The 15,167-nt window shown below is 38.6% G+C and carries 12 protein-coding genes and 1 pseudogene; 5 read left to right on the forward strand and 8 right to left on the reverse strand.

The annotated features are described in order from the left end of the window. Positions 1 to 8: 8 nt before the first annotated feature. On the reverse strand, positions 9 to 530 hold the full coding sequence (gene tadA, locus MR181_RS01145; protein ID WP_242333886.1) for a tRNA adenosine(34) deaminase TadA: 522 nt from the start codon (positions 528 to 530) through the stop codon (positions 9 to 11). Between the two features lie 244 nt (positions 531 to 774). Between tadA and nrdH the strand changes: the two genes are divergently transcribed. From nrdH to adhE, 4 genes are all read left to right on the forward strand, one after another. After that, entirely contained in the window at positions 775 to 1,005 is a 231-nt protein-coding gene (nrdH, locus tag MR181_RS01150) for a glutaredoxin-like protein NrdH (protein WP_003717545.1), read from the forward strand. Between the two features lie 143 nt (positions 1,006 to 1,148). Beyond that, a complete protein-coding gene (nrdE, locus tag MR181_RS01155) occupies positions 1,149 to 3,320 on the forward strand; it encodes a class 1b ribonucleoside-diphosphate reductase subunit alpha (RefSeq protein WP_191911952.1) in 2,172 nt (723 codons plus the stop codon). 108 nt (positions 3,321 to 3,428) lie between these two features. Beyond that, complete coding sequence (nrdF, locus tag MR181_RS01160; RefSeq protein WP_102168633.1) at positions 3,429 to 4,448, forward strand: class 1b ribonucleoside-diphosphate reductase subunit beta; 1,020 nt, start codon at positions 3,429 to 3,431, stop codon at positions 4,446 to 4,448. A 364-nt stretch (positions 4,449 to 4,812) separates the two neighbouring features. Then, positions 4,813 to 7,443 carry a bifunctional acetaldehyde-CoA/alcohol dehydrogenase gene (gene adhE / locus MR181_RS01165; protein WP_102168632.1) on the forward strand — a complete coding sequence of 877 codons (2,631 nt, stop codon included), beginning with the start codon at positions 4,813 to 4,815 and terminating at the stop codon, positions 7,441 to 7,443. A gap of 65 nt (positions 7,444 to 7,508) precedes the next feature. On the opposite strand, the gene menC is transcribed toward adhE, so the two are convergent. Genes menC through MR181_RS01180 form a run of 3 tightly spaced genes read right to left on the reverse strand, consistent with a single transcriptional unit; the run spans position 7,509 to position 11,192 of the window. Next, entirely contained in the window at positions 7,509 to 8,615 is a 1,107-nt protein-coding gene (gene menC / locus MR181_RS01170) for an o-succinylbenzoate synthase (protein ID WP_242333889.1), read from the reverse strand. Between the two features lie 18 nt (positions 8,616 to 8,633). Further along, entirely contained in the window at positions 8,634 to 9,839 is a 1,206-nt protein-coding gene (locus tag MR181_RS01175) for an MFS transporter (RefSeq protein ID WP_242333892.1), read from the reverse strand. A gap of 18 nt (positions 9,840 to 9,857) precedes the next feature. Further along, on the reverse strand, positions 9,858 to 11,192 hold the full coding sequence (locus MR181_RS01180) for a M20/M25/M40 family metallo-hydrolase (protein ID WP_242333895.1): 1,335 nt from the start codon (positions 11,190 to 11,192) through the stop codon (positions 9,858 to 9,860). Positions 11,193 to 11,303: 111 nt separating this feature from the next. Between MR181_RS01180 and MR181_RS01185 the strand changes: the two genes are divergently transcribed. After that, complete coding sequence (locus MR181_RS01185; protein WP_242333898.1) at positions 11,304 to 12,161, forward strand: LysR family transcriptional regulator; 858 nt, start codon at positions 11,304 to 11,306, stop codon at positions 12,159 to 12,161. Positions 12,162 to 12,312: 151 nt separating this feature from the next. Here MR181_RS01185 and MR181_RS01190 read toward each other — a convergent pair. From MR181_RS01190 to MR181_RS01205, 4 genes and pseudogenes are all read right to left on the reverse strand, one after another. After that, positions 12,313 to 13,216 (reverse strand): annotated as a pseudogene (locus tag MR181_RS01190) (metal ABC transporter solute-binding protein, Zn/Mn family). Between the two features lie 142 nt (positions 13,217 to 13,358). Then, positions 13,359 to 14,123, reverse strand: coding sequence for a DUF4097 family beta strand repeat-containing protein (locus tag MR181_RS01195; RefSeq protein ID WP_242333904.1), 765 nt, complete (start codon positions 14,121 to 14,123; stop codon positions 13,359 to 13,361). Next, complete coding sequence (locus MR181_RS01200) at positions 14,107 to 14,736, reverse strand: DUF1700 domain-containing protein (RefSeq protein WP_242333907.1); 630 nt, start codon at positions 14,734 to 14,736, stop codon at positions 14,107 to 14,109. Before MR181_RS01200 ends, MR181_RS01195 begins: the two co-directional genes overlap by 17 nt. Further along, complete coding sequence (locus MR181_RS01205; protein WP_102168625.1) at positions 14,736 to 15,056, reverse strand: PadR family transcriptional regulator; 321 nt, start codon at positions 15,054 to 15,056, stop codon at positions 14,736 to 14,738. Before MR181_RS01205 ends, MR181_RS01200 begins: the two co-directional genes overlap by 1 nt. Positions 15,057 to 15,167: the final 111 nt, after the last annotated feature.

The following is a 15,167-nucleotide window of genomic DNA, read 5'->3' on the forward strand; positions in this document are numbered from 1 at the left end:
ACAACATTTTAATTAGAATTACTAGTCTTTTTCTTTTTTCGGGCAAGTTTCCTCTTTTTCCTTACTGCCCGAAAAAAATCCTTTAACATTTGACTACACTGTTCACCAAGAACACCAGCAGTCACATAAACCTGATGATTCAATCGCTCATCATCAAGCAAATGATACAAACTATCAACCGTTCCTGCCTTAGGATCAGTCGCCCCGTAAAAAGCATTTCTGATTCGCGCATTTACAATTGCTCCGCTACACATCATGCACGGCTCAAGAGTAACGTATAGGTCACAATCTTCAAGGCGCCAACTATGAAGGTAGGAACAAGCTTCCATAATTGCTAGCATTTCTGCATGATAAGTCACGTCCTGAAATTTTTCCCGCATGTTATGACCACGACCTATAATTTTTCCTTGATAGGTCACTACCGCACCAATGGGAACCTCATCTAACAACGCTGCTTTTTTTGCTTCAGCAATGGCCGCTCGCATAAACTTTACTTGTTCTTCTTGGGGAACCGTTACCCTTTCCCTCATCGTAAAAATTCTCCTTTAATCCATGTTAAATTTCTCTTTTCAGTGTATAATATTAGTTTGTTGATCAATCTATCATCTATCAAGAAATAAATCAAAAAGTTTCACATACATAATTGCCCACCTCATGTGCTATATATTGTGTTTCACCATTTAAAGTCACACAATATATAGCACTTTTTCATTGATTTTTTACATAAGATCGCTATACTAGAAAACATCAAATAAGACGAGCGAGGGGATCAAAATGGTTACTGTGTTTTCTAAAAATAACTGCATTCAATGCAAAATGACTAAGAAATTCTTAAAAGCCCACAACATTAATTTCGTTGAACATAATATTGATGAACAACCAGAATTTATTAACAGTTTAAAGTCAGAAGGTTTCATGGCAACTCCAGTCGTTAAATTGCCAAATGGTAATGCCTTTTCTGGTTTCCGTCCTGACGAATTAAATAAATTAACTCAAGCTATTTAATCTAATCGCAAGGACTATTCAAAATTCATCAACCTATACCGAAATTTGATGATTTTAGAGTGGTTAGTGATAGAAAGTATTTTTTATCGCAGCCACTTTTTTTATTCGCTATTTTTAATGAATGATAGAAAGTGAGAAAAAACATGGCACTGTCTGATATTGATTTAACACAAGTTAAGTACTATGACCTTAACAATGAGGTTAATATTCCTAAAGATGGCAAGATTCAGTTAGACAAGGATCAAGCCGCTCTCAAAGACTTTATTGAGAATAATGTAAAACCTAATACCAAGCAATTTGCCTCCGTAACTGCTCGCTATAAGTGGTTAGAAGACAATGACTACATTGAAGACGGCTTTATGGACAAGTATAGTGATACTTTTATTGAAAAGTTATACGACTACTTGAAGCAACAAGATTTTCATTTTCATTCATTTATGGCCGCTTACAAGTTCTATGCTCAATATGCCTTGCGAACTAACGACAAGGAATATTACCTTGAGAACTATATCGACCGGGTTGCAATGAACGCCCTTTACCTAGCAAACGGGGATGAAGATTTAGCAATGATCTTGGCCGATGAAATTATTCACCAACGCTACCAACCAGCTACCCCAACCTTCTTAAACGTTGGTCGGAAACGGCGGGGAGAGTTCGTTTCATGCTTTGCCATTCAGCCAACAGATAACATGAATACAATTGGTCGGACAATCAATTCCGCACTCCAGCTTTCCAAGATTGGTGGCGGTGTGGGAATTAATTTGAGCAACCTCCGTGAAGCTGGGGCCCCAATCAAGAAAATCGAACATGCTGCTAGTGGCGTTGTCCCGGTAATGAAATTGTTAGAAGATAGTTTTTCCTATTCTAACCAGTTGGGACAGCGTCAAGGTGCTGGAGTTGTTTACCTTAGCGTCTTCCACCCGGATATTATTGAATTTCTAGGTGCCAAGAAGGAAAATGCTGACGAAAAGATTCGGCTAAAGACCCTCTCTCTTGGAATTACCGTTCCTGATAAGTTCTATGAATTGGTTGAAAAAGACGAAGATATGTACCTTTTCAGCCCTTATGATGTGGAACGGGTTTACGGTAAGCCATTCTCCTACGTTGATATTACTAAAGAATACGATAACATGGTTGCCAATGATGAGATTCACAAAAAGAAAGTAAATGCCCGTGACCTCGAAGATGAAATCAGTAAGCTTCAACAAGAGTCCGGCTATCCTTACATTATCAACATTGACACCGTTAACCGGGACAATCCAATTGACGGTAAAATCGTGATGAGTAACCTCTGTTCTGAAATTGCTCAGGTTCAGACCCCATCTGTGGTTGCCGATGATCAAAGTTACGAGACGCTCGGTACTGATATTAGCTGTAATTTAGGTTCTACTAATATTGCCAACATGATGAACACACCAGATTTTGGTCGCTCAATCCGCGCAATCGTTCGTGGCCTAACTCGGATCAGTGACGTTGAAAGTCTCGACGTGGTTCCTTCAATTAAAAAGGGGAACGAGCTTAGTCACTCAATTGGCCTTGGAGCAATGGGACTTCATGGCTACTTGGCAAAGAATCACATTCAATACGGAAGCCCAGTTGCTGTTGAATTCACTAGTGTTTACTTCATGCTACTTAATTACTGGTCACTAGTTGCCTCTAATGAAATTGCAAAGGAACGCCACGAAACGTTCCATAATTTTGAAAAGAGCAAGTACGCTGATGGTTCATACTTTGACAAGTACGTAAGTAAGGATTGGGGGCCTAAGTCTGACCTTGTTAAGAAGCTTTTTGCGAATATCCATATTCCAACGATTGATGACTGGAAGAAGCTAAAGGATGACGTTATGGCTGATGGACTTTACAATGAGTATCGATTGGCAGTTGCTCCAAACGGGTCTACTTCCTACATTAACGATTCAACTGCAAGCTTGACACCAATCATTAATCGGATTGAAGAACGTCAAGAGAAGATGATTGGAAAAATTTACTATCCTGCTCCTTACCTTTCTAATGACACAATGCCATACTACCGTTCTGCATATGATATGGATATGCGAACAGTAATTGATACTTACGCGGCTGCTCAACAACATGTTGATCAATCACTATCGCTTACCCTCTTTGTTCGTTCAACAATGCCAGAAGGCCTCTATGAATGGAAGAATGGTCGAACAAATAAAATGACCACTCGTGATCTCAACATTCTTCGGCACTATGCTTACAAGAAGGGGATCAAGTCAATTTACTATGTCCGGACATTTACTGATGATAATGATGAAATTGGTGCAAACCAATGTGAAAGCTGTGTTATCTAAGCGAGATTAAATTGATTTTCAGATTGATGCTTGCTAAACTTAAAAATATATGAATTTTAAAAATTCACATCTTATAAAATGGTTGATTGTGAATAAGGAGCCTAATAAATGAAGCTTGAAGAATATAAACCTTTGACAGAATACAAAGCGATTAATTGGAATGAAGTTTCTGATATGATCGATAAAGCAACTTGGGAGAAGCTGACAGAACAGTTCTGGCTCGATACGCGAATTCCTGTTTCGAATGACTTAGATGATTGGCGAGAACTTGATACCGATCACCAATGGACTGTTGGTCACGTTTTCGGTGGACTAACCCTTCTGGATACTGTTCAGTCTGAAGCTGGTTTAACTGCCTTAAAGCAAGACGTTAAAACCCAACACGAAACAGCGGTCTTGAATAACATCCAATTCATGGAATCTGTTCATGCTAAGAGTTACTCAACTATTTTCTCAACATTAAACACCCCTGAAGAAATTAACGAAATTTTTGACTGGTCAGATTCTGAAGAGTTCTTGCAAAACAAGGCGGTTCAAATTGCTAATATTTACCGTAATCCAGAAGAAGATCCATTAAAGAAGAAAGTTGCCAACGTTTTCCTTGAAACTTTCCTCTTCTATTCTGGTTTCTATACCCCACTTTATTATCTAGGACATAACAAATTGAACAACGTTGCCGAAATTATTAAGTTAATTTTACGGGACGAGTCAGTTCACGGAACTTACATTGGTTACAAGTTCCAAGTGGGAATGCATGACCGGACAGAAAAGCAGCAACAAGATATGAAGGATTGGATGTATAACTTCCTTTACGAATTATATGATAACGAAGAAAAGTACACCCACCTGCTTTATGATCAGGTTGGCTGGACCGAAGACGTCTTAACCTTTATTCGTTACAATGCCAATAAGGCACTGATGAACCTCGGACAAGACCCACTCTTCCCCGACACCGCTTCAGATGTTAATCCAGTTGTTATGAACGGGATTTCCACCTCAACTGCAAATCATGACTTCTTTAGTCAAGTAGGTAATGGCTACCGTTTAGGGGCTGTTGAAGCGATGAACGATGACGATTACAACGTTGCTGATCCAAACGCTTCAAAAGATAAGAACGATAAAGAGTAAAATTAAATATCCTAATAAAAACTGCAAGATAATCTCAAATAGTGATTATCTTGCAGTTTTTGTTTAGTCTGTTCAGCTAAGAACATAGCCATCAAATATGCACTAAATATTTTTATTATAAGATTGTGAACTACATTTCAATCAATGAAAAATAAAAGATTCTTCATTAGTGGACTAGCCCAAAAATAATACCAATATTTTTATTGTTTTCTCAGTCATCGAAGTAATAAAGTTGGAAACGCTAACACTTCTTTTTACCATTGTTCATTCAATCACATAGCTATTTACTTTTTCAAAAAATATAGTATATTTACTTATGTTCAATGATTAACAAAAACAAAAAAAACTAAAGGAGCTTATTCTCATGGCTAAAGATAAGAAAAATCTTGAAACTACAACAACTGTTGATAAAGAACAAGAAGCTCAAACTATGATTAATGACTTGGTAGAGCGTAGTCAAAAGGCTTTTGACAAATTACGTTACTACAGCCAAGAACAAGTTGATAAGATCTGTCAAGCAATGGCATTGGCAGCAGAAGAACACCACATGGATTTAGCCGTAGACGCTGCAAACGAAACCGGTCGTGGTGTTGCTGAAGATAAAGCAATTAAGAATATCTATGCTAGTGAATACATCTGGAACAACATTCGTCATGATAAGACTGTCGGTATTATCAAGGACGATGATGAAGACCAAACAATTACAATTGCTGATCCACTAGGAATTATCGCTGGTGTTGTCCCAGTTACTAACCCAACTTCAACTACAATTTTCAAATCCATTATTTCTGCTAAGACAAGGAACACAATCATTTTCTCCTTCCACCCTCAAGCTTTAAAGTCATCAATCAAGACCGCGAAGATTCTTCAGGAAGCTGCTGAAAAAGCCGGTGCTCCTAAGGACATGATTCAATGGATTCCACAATGTAGTCTCGAAGCTACCAATGCATTACTTCGCCACCCTAACATTGCTACTATTTTGGCAACTGGTGGTCCTGCATTAGTTAAGGCTGCTTACAGTTCAGGTAATCCTGCATTAGGTGTTGGTCCTGGTAACGGTCCTGCCTACATTGAAAAGACTGCTAACATTGCTCGTTCTGTTTACGACATTGTCTTATCCAAGACCTTTGATAACGGTATGATTTGTGCTACTGAAAACTCAGTAGTTGTTGATGATGAAATTTACGATCAAGTAAAAGAAGAATTCAAGAAGTGGAACTGTTACTTCGTTAAGCCAAATGAATTAGATACCTTCACTGAAGGATTTATCGACACAAAGCGACACCAAGTACGTGGTCCAATCGCTGGTCGTTCCGCTAACGCAATTGCTGAAATGTGTGGTTTGAAAGACGTTCCTGAACACACTAAGGTTATCATTGCTGAATACGAAGGTGTTGGTGACGATTATCCACTTTCAGCTGAAAAGCTTTCCCCAGTTCTGACTATGTACCGGGCAACTTCTCACGAAAATGCCTTTGATATTTGTCGTCAATTACTTCACTACGGTGGTGAAGGACACACTGCTGCTATCCATACACTTGATGATGATTTAGCTACTAAGTACGGTCTTGAAATGCGTGCTTCCCGGATCATCGTTAACTCACCATCTGGTATCGGTGGTATTGGTAATATCTACAACAACATGACGCCATCCCTTACTCTTGGTACTGGTTCATACGGTGGTAATTCGGTATCACACAACGTTACCGATTGGGATCTGTTAAACATTAAGGTTATTGCTAAGCGTCGTGAAAACCGTCAGTGGGTTAAGATTCCCCCAAAAGTATACTTTCAACGCAACTCACTAAAAGAATTGCGCGACATTCCTAACATCGACCGTGCTTTTATCGTTACCGGTCCAGGAATGAGCAAGCGTGGTTACGTTCAACGAGTAATTGATGAATTACGTCTTCGTCAAAACGAAACTGCTTTCCTAGTTTTCGATGATGTTGAAGAAGATCCATCAACTAACACCGTTGAAAAGGGTGTTGCCATGATGAACGACTTTAAGCCGGACACCATTATTGCCCTTGGTGGTGGTTCACCAATGGACGCTGCTAAAGCAATGTGGATGTTCTACGAGCACCCAGAAACTTCCTGGTACGGTGTTATGCAAAAGTACCTTGATATTCGTAAGCGTGCTTACCAAATCAAGAAGCCTACTAAGTCACAATTAATCGGGATTCCAACTACTTCAGGAACTGGTTCAGAAGTTACCCCATTTGCCGTAATTACTGATTCCAAGACCCACGTTAAGTACCCACTTGCTGACTACGCATTAACTCCAAACATTGCGATTGTCGATTCACAATTCGTTGAAACTGTTCCTCCCAAGACCACTGCTTACACGGGTTTGGACGTCCTTTGTCACGCTACTGAATCATACGTTTCGGTAATGGCAACTGATTATACTCGTGGTTGGTCACTTCAAACCATCAAAGGGGTTATGGAATACCTTCCTAACTCTGTAAAGGGTGACAAGCTTGCTCGGCGGAAGATGCATGACTTCTCAACCATGGCTGGGATGGCATTCGGTCAAGCATTCCTTGGAATTAACCACTCTCTTGCCCACAAGATGGGTGGAGCATTTGGCCTTCCTCACGGTTTATTGATTGCAATCGCCCTTCCACAAGTTATCCGGTTCAACGCTAAGCGACCACAAAAGCTTGCTCTCTGGCCTCACTACGAGACTTACCACGCAACTAAGGACTATGCTGACATTGCTCGTTTCATCGGTCTTCAAGGTAACTCTGATGAAGAATTAGCTGAAGCATACGCCAAGAAAGTAATTGAACTTGCTCACAAGTGTGGTGTTAAGTTAAGCCTTAAAGACAATGGTGTTAGCCGGGAAGACTTTGACAAAGTTGTTGATAAGCTTGCAGTTCTTGCTTACGAAGATCAATGTACAACTACTAACCCAGTTGAACCACTCGTTAGCCAACTTAAGGAACTCCTTGAACGTTGCTACGAAGGTACTGGTGTAGAAAACGACTAATCAACTGATTAAATCTAAAAAGAAGATCGAGTTTTCTCGGTCTTCTTTTTTGCTACTTAAATTCCTTACTTTAATACCAGTTCCGCTTTACAAAATTTTCTCATATTGTCCCAATCAATTTCGTAGCCTAGCCCGGGGCGATGAGGAACATTGACGTAAGTTCCATTTAGCTCAACTACTGGTTTGATAATATCTTGATTATAATAACGAGTTGAGGCAGCGATATCATTAGGAAGTGTATATCCTTGAAGAGTAGCAATTGCAACATTTTCTGCCCTTGCCACTCCAGAATCTAACATCCCGCCACACCAGCATTGAATACCATGCTTACTTGCATATTCCTGAATTCGTTTTGCTGCTCCCAGTCCGCCAACCCGAGCAACCTTAATATTAATAATCCGACCACTACCTAATTGAATCATTTTCTTAACATCAGCTAACGAAAGAATACTTTCATCCAGACAAATAGCTGTCTTTAATTTGGATTGAAGTTGTGCATGATCAACTAAATCACCTGGTTCTAATGGCTGTTCAATCATGATTAACCCTAATTCGTCAAGTCGTTGTAACATCGGTAGATCTTTTAAGCGGTATGCCGAATTAGCATCGGCCATTAGCATTGCTTTGGGGAACTCGTCCCGGACAGCTTTTATGAATTGATAATCAGCTCCCGGTTTTATTTTCATTTTTATTCGCCGATAGCCATCATTGAGATAGCCGCGAACTGTTTCAACTAATTTCTCTGGTGAGGGTTGAACACCAATACTAACCCCAACTTCAACTTTTTGTTTGTCTCCGCCTAGTGCTTTTGCTAACGGCAGCTGAAGCCGTTTAGCATATAAATCCCAGAGTGCACAATTTACACATGCCTTACTCATATTATTTCGCCGAATATAACTAAATAGTTGATAAATATCATCTGGATGATTAATGTCATGGCCAACAACTTTGGGTAATAATTGTTCTTTTAATAAGTCCCATGCTCCTGAGCGAAATTCTTCATTATAAAATGGAACATCAAAAGCTGAACACTCTGAATATCCACAATTGCCATCCTGATCCGTCAACTCTAAGATAATCGTGCGCTTATACTTAATTACCCCGAAGCTAACCTCAAAAGCGTTCCTTAAGGGTAAATCAATTTTAAATAATCGTGCCTTTTCAATTTTCATCTCATCACTTTCTCCCTACTAATTTGCCTTTTTACCATGGATAGTTAATGAAGCAACAAATGCCAGTAATGCAAAGAATGTTAATACCAAGAAGGCTGCTGTATAGCTATGAGTACCTTGGATAACAAGACCAATTAAAATTGGTGCTAAGAAGCCCGCGAGTTGTCCACCAAAATTAACTACCCCAATTGATGCTCCGTAATTTGTTTTTGCAACCAATTGTGCCACAAACGCATAGGAGGCAGCGAAACCAATTGATTTAGTAAAGTAGGCCAATACTTCAAAGGTAATTACTCCAGTTAAGCTTAGCGAATGGAACATTCCATACATGAATACCATAGTCACTAACGCTGAAAGAGAAATTAACCATTTCTCATGACCGGTAAAGAACTTAACCATGATGAATCCGGCAATAAATGATCCAATCCCTGCCGTAATGGAAGGAAGGGGAACTAACCAAGCAATTCCTTTTAGATTAATATGGCGTGCTTGAAGAAGATAAGTAGGCATCCAAGTATCTAATCCCTTTGTAATCACACTAAAGCCAAACACAACTACCGAAAAGCTTAATACTCGCCAGTCAAACTTTCCTTTGACCTTTTGATCTCCTGTGTCATAATCTGGAATTTCGCGATTTAATGGTCGTTCGAAGAAGTAATAGAACGCCAAATAAACAAGGCCTAACGCTCCAACAACATGAAACGCGCCACGCCAACTTAACAGGGCAATCAAGGGAGCCACAATAAACGGTGCTAGTGCGTTCCCAATATAATTAGATGAAATAGCAACCGCGGATGCTTGACCACGTTTATTTTCCGGGAATGCCAAGCGAACCTGTTTCATTGCTGCTGACGGATATGAGCCTTCACCAATTCCAAACAGAACCCTAATAATAATCAGCGAAGTAAATGACCAGGCAAATCCTGTCATCACGGTAAATACTGACCAGGCCAAAAGCGAAATCACCGTCATCCATTTAGTGCCAAAGCGATCAACCAGCCAACCACCCGGAACCTGCATTAACGAATAGCTAAAGAAAAACGCAGAGCCGACTACTCCTAATTGAGCCGGAGTTAACGTAAAGCTTTTTCCAACATAAGCAAGCGCAATATTCATTGCGGAACGATCAATAAAACAAACAATAAATCCCAAGAAAACCAATACTAGTGTTCGATACGACTTTGGCCTTTCATTCTGGCCCATTAACTGTTGTGATTCATCCATAAGGTAACCTTCTTTCCACTATTTAGAATTTAAATTTCGACAGAGGTAAGTAATAATTTTTATTCCATCAAGAAAAGCATCAATTGTTATATTCTCATTTGGTGCATGATTATGCTGATCATAATTTGCCAATGGAATAGTAAATGGCGGAATCCCGACAATATCTTTCCAAATATAATTAGGCACACTGCCAGGCATTACCGGCTCAATCAGTGCTTTACCGGTGGCTTCTGTAATTGTCGAAACCAGCCGAGGGATTAATGGGTTGCTTGCTGCAATTTTTACAGGATCAAGCTTAACCAAGTACTTAATTTGGATTTGTTCTTCATTTAATTCCGCTTTAAGCGTATTGTTAATTAATTTAATTACCTCATCACATGTCTGGTTAGCAACCAAGCGGCAGTCAATAATTGCAGTTGCTTTACCAGGAATAATTGTTTTTACCCCGTCACCCTCATAGCCGCTACTCAAACCATTAATTGTCATTGATGGTTGAAACATTAGCCGATAATAATAATCAAATTTATCCTTATAAATTGGTGCTGGAATATTGTCCGGACTTGGCAGAGAACTTAGCCACTCTCGTTCTTGACTGCTTGGCTCAACCACTTCTTTATAAAATTCCTTAATTCTACATTGACCAGTTAGTGGGTTAATTAGCTTATTTAAAACCCGCATAAGCTCAATAGCCGCATTCTTACTAACATTTCCAAAATTCCCTGAATGTAGGTCGTTTCCGTTAGTCCTTACTCCTAGCCTAAACGATAAGACACCCCGGTTTCCTAATCGTAAAACATGGTCTCCTGATTGGCTCATTGATCCATCCATTACAAAAACTGCTGAAAGGTTATTTAGGTACGGATCCTTCAAGGCACGAACTGTTTGAAGAAGGTGCGGACTCCCAATCTCCTCTTCACCCTCAATGAGAATTCTGGCTGTAAAAGGTAACTCCCCATATAATTGCTGATAAACATAAAAGCCACATATTTGTGCCATTAATTGGCCCTTATTATCGCCAGTACCGCGACCATACAAGCGGCCGTCACGCTGAGTTAATTTGAACGGCTTTACTTTCCATTCAGCCAATTTTCCTGGCAACTGAACATCATAATGCCCATAAAACAAGTATTCATTATCCTTCCCTGGAGAAAGGGTTGCGATAATAATTGGATTACCGGCCGTTTCAATAATCTCAACTTTCGCATGAATGAATTGTTCTAAAAGTTCTTTCAAGAATTTAACCGTTGCTTGGATTCCTTCTCCTGTTTGACTAAGACTTTTTTGACTTACAAAGTTAGCTAATAGATTAATAAACTGCTGCTGATTTTCCCTCACATAGTCATCAATCGTCATTTCATCACCTCCAAAATTATAATATAATTAGAATATTCTCATTTATTTTCAAAATCCAATATTACTTTTTATGTAGTTAATAACAAAATTGCTATGAAAGAGGTAACAAAGATGAACTTAACGCAATTAAAATACTTTACCGAAGTCGTCAAAACAATGAACATGACAAAGGCAGCAACTAAATTACATGTTGCTCAACCATCTATTAGTCGCAGTATTCGGGAGTTAGAGAACGAATTAGGCGTTTCGCTATTTATTCGTCAAGGGAAAAAGTTAATCTTAACCGCTCAAGGTAATTATTTCTTTACGGTAGTTAATCGTTCATTCAATCAACTACGGTTAGCAAAGGAAAATGTAAAGGCAATTCACTCACTTAACAATAAAAAGATCACTATTAAGATGTGTGAAACTACTCCCTTACTGGTTTCATTTCTCAAAATCATTCATCACAAATATCCCCAAATTAATCTTCAATTTATCCAAAGTAAAATCGATAACGATCCTCGGCATTATGATTTTCAGCTTGTACCTCTACCGGTTCCTGAGCAACATAACGAATTGTTATTATCCGAAGAAGTCTTTTTGGCAACGAGTAAGGAAAATCCACAGTCAACATTTCAATTGGAAAAAATTAACCAACTACCCCTAATTGAAATGAACGAGTCACCATTTGCTGACTTTATCCAACGCTTTCTTTCTGCACAAAGAATAGATCCTCAAGTTGTCTTGCGAACAGGAGATCGTAATCTCATGATTAATTTAGTAGCTCAGGGCTATGCTTCATGCTTTGTTCCTGAGTTATCCTGGAACTGTACAACTAACCTTGAAAAGATTTCATTACATAGAATTGGGAAGAATGGCTTTCATAGAAGGATTTATCTCTCCTATCCCTATGGGCCAAGAACAAGCATCCAAGAGCAAGTTGCAACGCTCCTTCTTAATTACTGTCATTCCTTAAAAAAGACATAGTTTCCCCAAGTTAACTGAAAAGGAAAAGGTCAAATATAAGAAGCTAATCCTTATTACTTAAATAAAGGACAGGCAATGAATGCACAAACGGCCCCCAGTGCTCGGCAAATCCGAACTCTGGAGACCGTTTTTCATTATTGAGAGATTAAAATTATTGTTGCTGAATAGATGATAATTCCTGATATTGTTTCATCATCCAGTCTGTATAAGTCATCTTTTGACTTGGCTTTGTTTCAGTTACCTTTAAAACTGGAACATGATTCTTTTTAGCAAGCTTAACAAGATTATCTACAACATGATCACTTGCTTGGGTATTATCAACAAAGAAAGCAATTTGGTGGTTCTTGATTGCAGTCTGAATTTGAGCAATATCTTTAGGTGAAGGATCGGTTCCCTCTTCAATTGCCTTTTCAAAGTGTTGATCCATTACTTTATAACCAAGGCTTTCCAACGCGTAGTCAAATACTGGTTCACTTACCGCAACTTCCTTCTTTTGCGGATTTACTTGGCTCTTAACTTGGGCAATCTTTTGGTCAAGTTGATCCAATGATGCAATATACTTTTTAGCATTCTGCTGGTAGTAGTCAGCATGTTGAGGATCAATTTTACCATAATCCTTAGCTAACTTATTAGCGAGTTTCTTCATGGTATTTGGTTGATACCAAATATGTTCGTTGTCACCAACTTTTTTACCCATCAGGGAGCCAACGTTAACCACCTTAATGTTCTTCTTATTATCACTAGATTTAACCAGCCTATTCATCCAATGATCATAACCGATCCCATTTTCAATCACGACATTCGCTTGTTCAACCTGTGAAGCCTGCTTGATTCCTGGGTTATAGTCATGGGGATCAATCGAGGAATTATTAATAAAGGAAGTCACCTTCCCTTGATTACCAGCAACGGCTTTGGCAACTTCACCGTAAAATAAGCCCTGTGACTACCTTAATTGGTTTTTGACTACTAGCACTTACTGTATGGGTCATCACTAACGGCAAAATTAATGTTAATGATAACCCAACTATTACAAGTCTCTTAAAAAAATGCTTCATATTTTTTCTCCTTAATCGTAATAATTACTATTTACAACAATAAATATATTAAACACTCCTTACTAAAAATGCAAGCCTTTTTTAACAAGCAACAAAAAAGGTCTTAGTACTAAGACTTTCCTAATACTAAGACCGTTTAACCTTATTGGACCGCTTTAATGTTAATTACCGAATTATCACCGTCATTTGACTCCAAGCGAAGAAGGTTCGCTGCTGATTCATTTTGCTGAAGGTCTTCAGTTCCATGGTCAACCCCATCGAGTTTATTATCACCGTCATCAGTATGGAGAATAAAGCCATCGGCATGTGAAGCAATCACCTTATTGTCACCGTCATCAGTTTTTACCGTGTAGTGTCCCTTAAAGATTACTCTGTTACTAGTGAAGTCACCGTCGCCAAGAGTTGTCTTTCCTCCAGTTACCGTGAGATTATTATAAACAACGTCACCATCAGCAACGTTAACATCCATGTTCTCTAAATCAACATTTGTAATACTCAAATCGCCATCAGCAACATCAAGTTTTCCGGCTAATTTAGTCCCCTTAGGCACTGTAATAATAATGGTATCGTCTCCATTATTGTAGGAAAAGAATGTCCCATAAGCCTCACCTTGATGAATGGTTGCGGACTGATTAGTTACCGTAACCTTAGGAAGTCGAGCATTACTACCTTGGTAACTAATCGCAAATTTTGATCCTGTCTTGATTAAAACATTAGCACTTGAACTAGTAAGATTAACTCTATTAAACTCTTTAGCTGTGCTTAATTTTTTAGTAACTTGTTTCTCAATTACTGGGGTAGCTCCCTCAAAACTAATATTTTTCATTCCGTGACCAGCAAAGCCAACTACCATTAAAACAATCCCAATAACAAGTATTCCTAGACCAATCTTAAATGTTTTTTTCATGCTTCTCAGCCTTCCTTTGAAGTAGTTTTTGGTAAATATACTTAGCTAAATTAGCAATTGCCTGTGCTAACCAGCGAATTATCCAATATCCTACGGGGATACATAAGAGTAAAAAACCGATCATTGTTACCCCAATTCCGGCATACAGGATCCCCGTCATTGGTGCAGCAGCAATAACTCCAATTCCTGAATAGATCATTACCCCGCTACCAAAAATCAAACCAACTAGTGTTCCTAATATTCCCACACTAACCCCAAAGACAGCTGCTAAGGCGCAAATAAGTACGATTAATGCTCCCAGACTTAACACAAACGTAATTGGCGATGTAATGATTGCAATAACTACTAACCAAAAGACCCGCCAGTTGGAACGGGGTGATGCTGTATGACTGTTCTTAATTTCCTCATTATTAGCCTTAATTGAGTAATCCGCCAGAATCTTATGACTTAGTTGTCGGGGATTTCCTAGCTCCTTAATAATCTGCTGGTAATTATCATAACCAGCATCCTCAATATATTCATTATAAAAATCTAACGCGTCCGTTCTTTCTTCAGTAGTTAATGGCGCTAAAAATCTTTTCAATTCTGAAATATACTTTTGGCGAGCATCCATTATTTTTCTCCACCCTTCTGATAAAAAATCTGATCCAAGTTTTGCTTATACCCTTCCCATATTCGCAAGATTTCCTGTAATCTTTGTTCACCAATTTCTGTTATATGGTAATAACGTCGGTTTCTCCCTTGAAATGGCTTATCATAAGTTGTCAAATCACCATTCTTTTTTAAACGGCGAAGGACCGGATACATTGTCGACTCTGAAACATCAATCACATTTTTTACCTTTTGCGTTAATGCATAGCCGTAATAATCGTCTTGTTTCAGAATTGCTAAAACCAATCCATCAAGGAGTTCAGCTGTTATTTGAATCTTCATTTATCCTTCCTCCTTAATACATCCAATATTATATAGGATATAATATTGGATGTAAATATAATAATGAATATTTTTAAATTTGATTAAATTTATCACTGATTATCAGATACA

This window comes from Limosilactobacillus urinaemulieris (assembly GCF_932750685.1).
GTDB lineage: Bacteria > Bacillota > Bacilli > Lactobacillales > Lactobacillaceae > Limosilactobacillus > Limosilactobacillus urinaemulieris.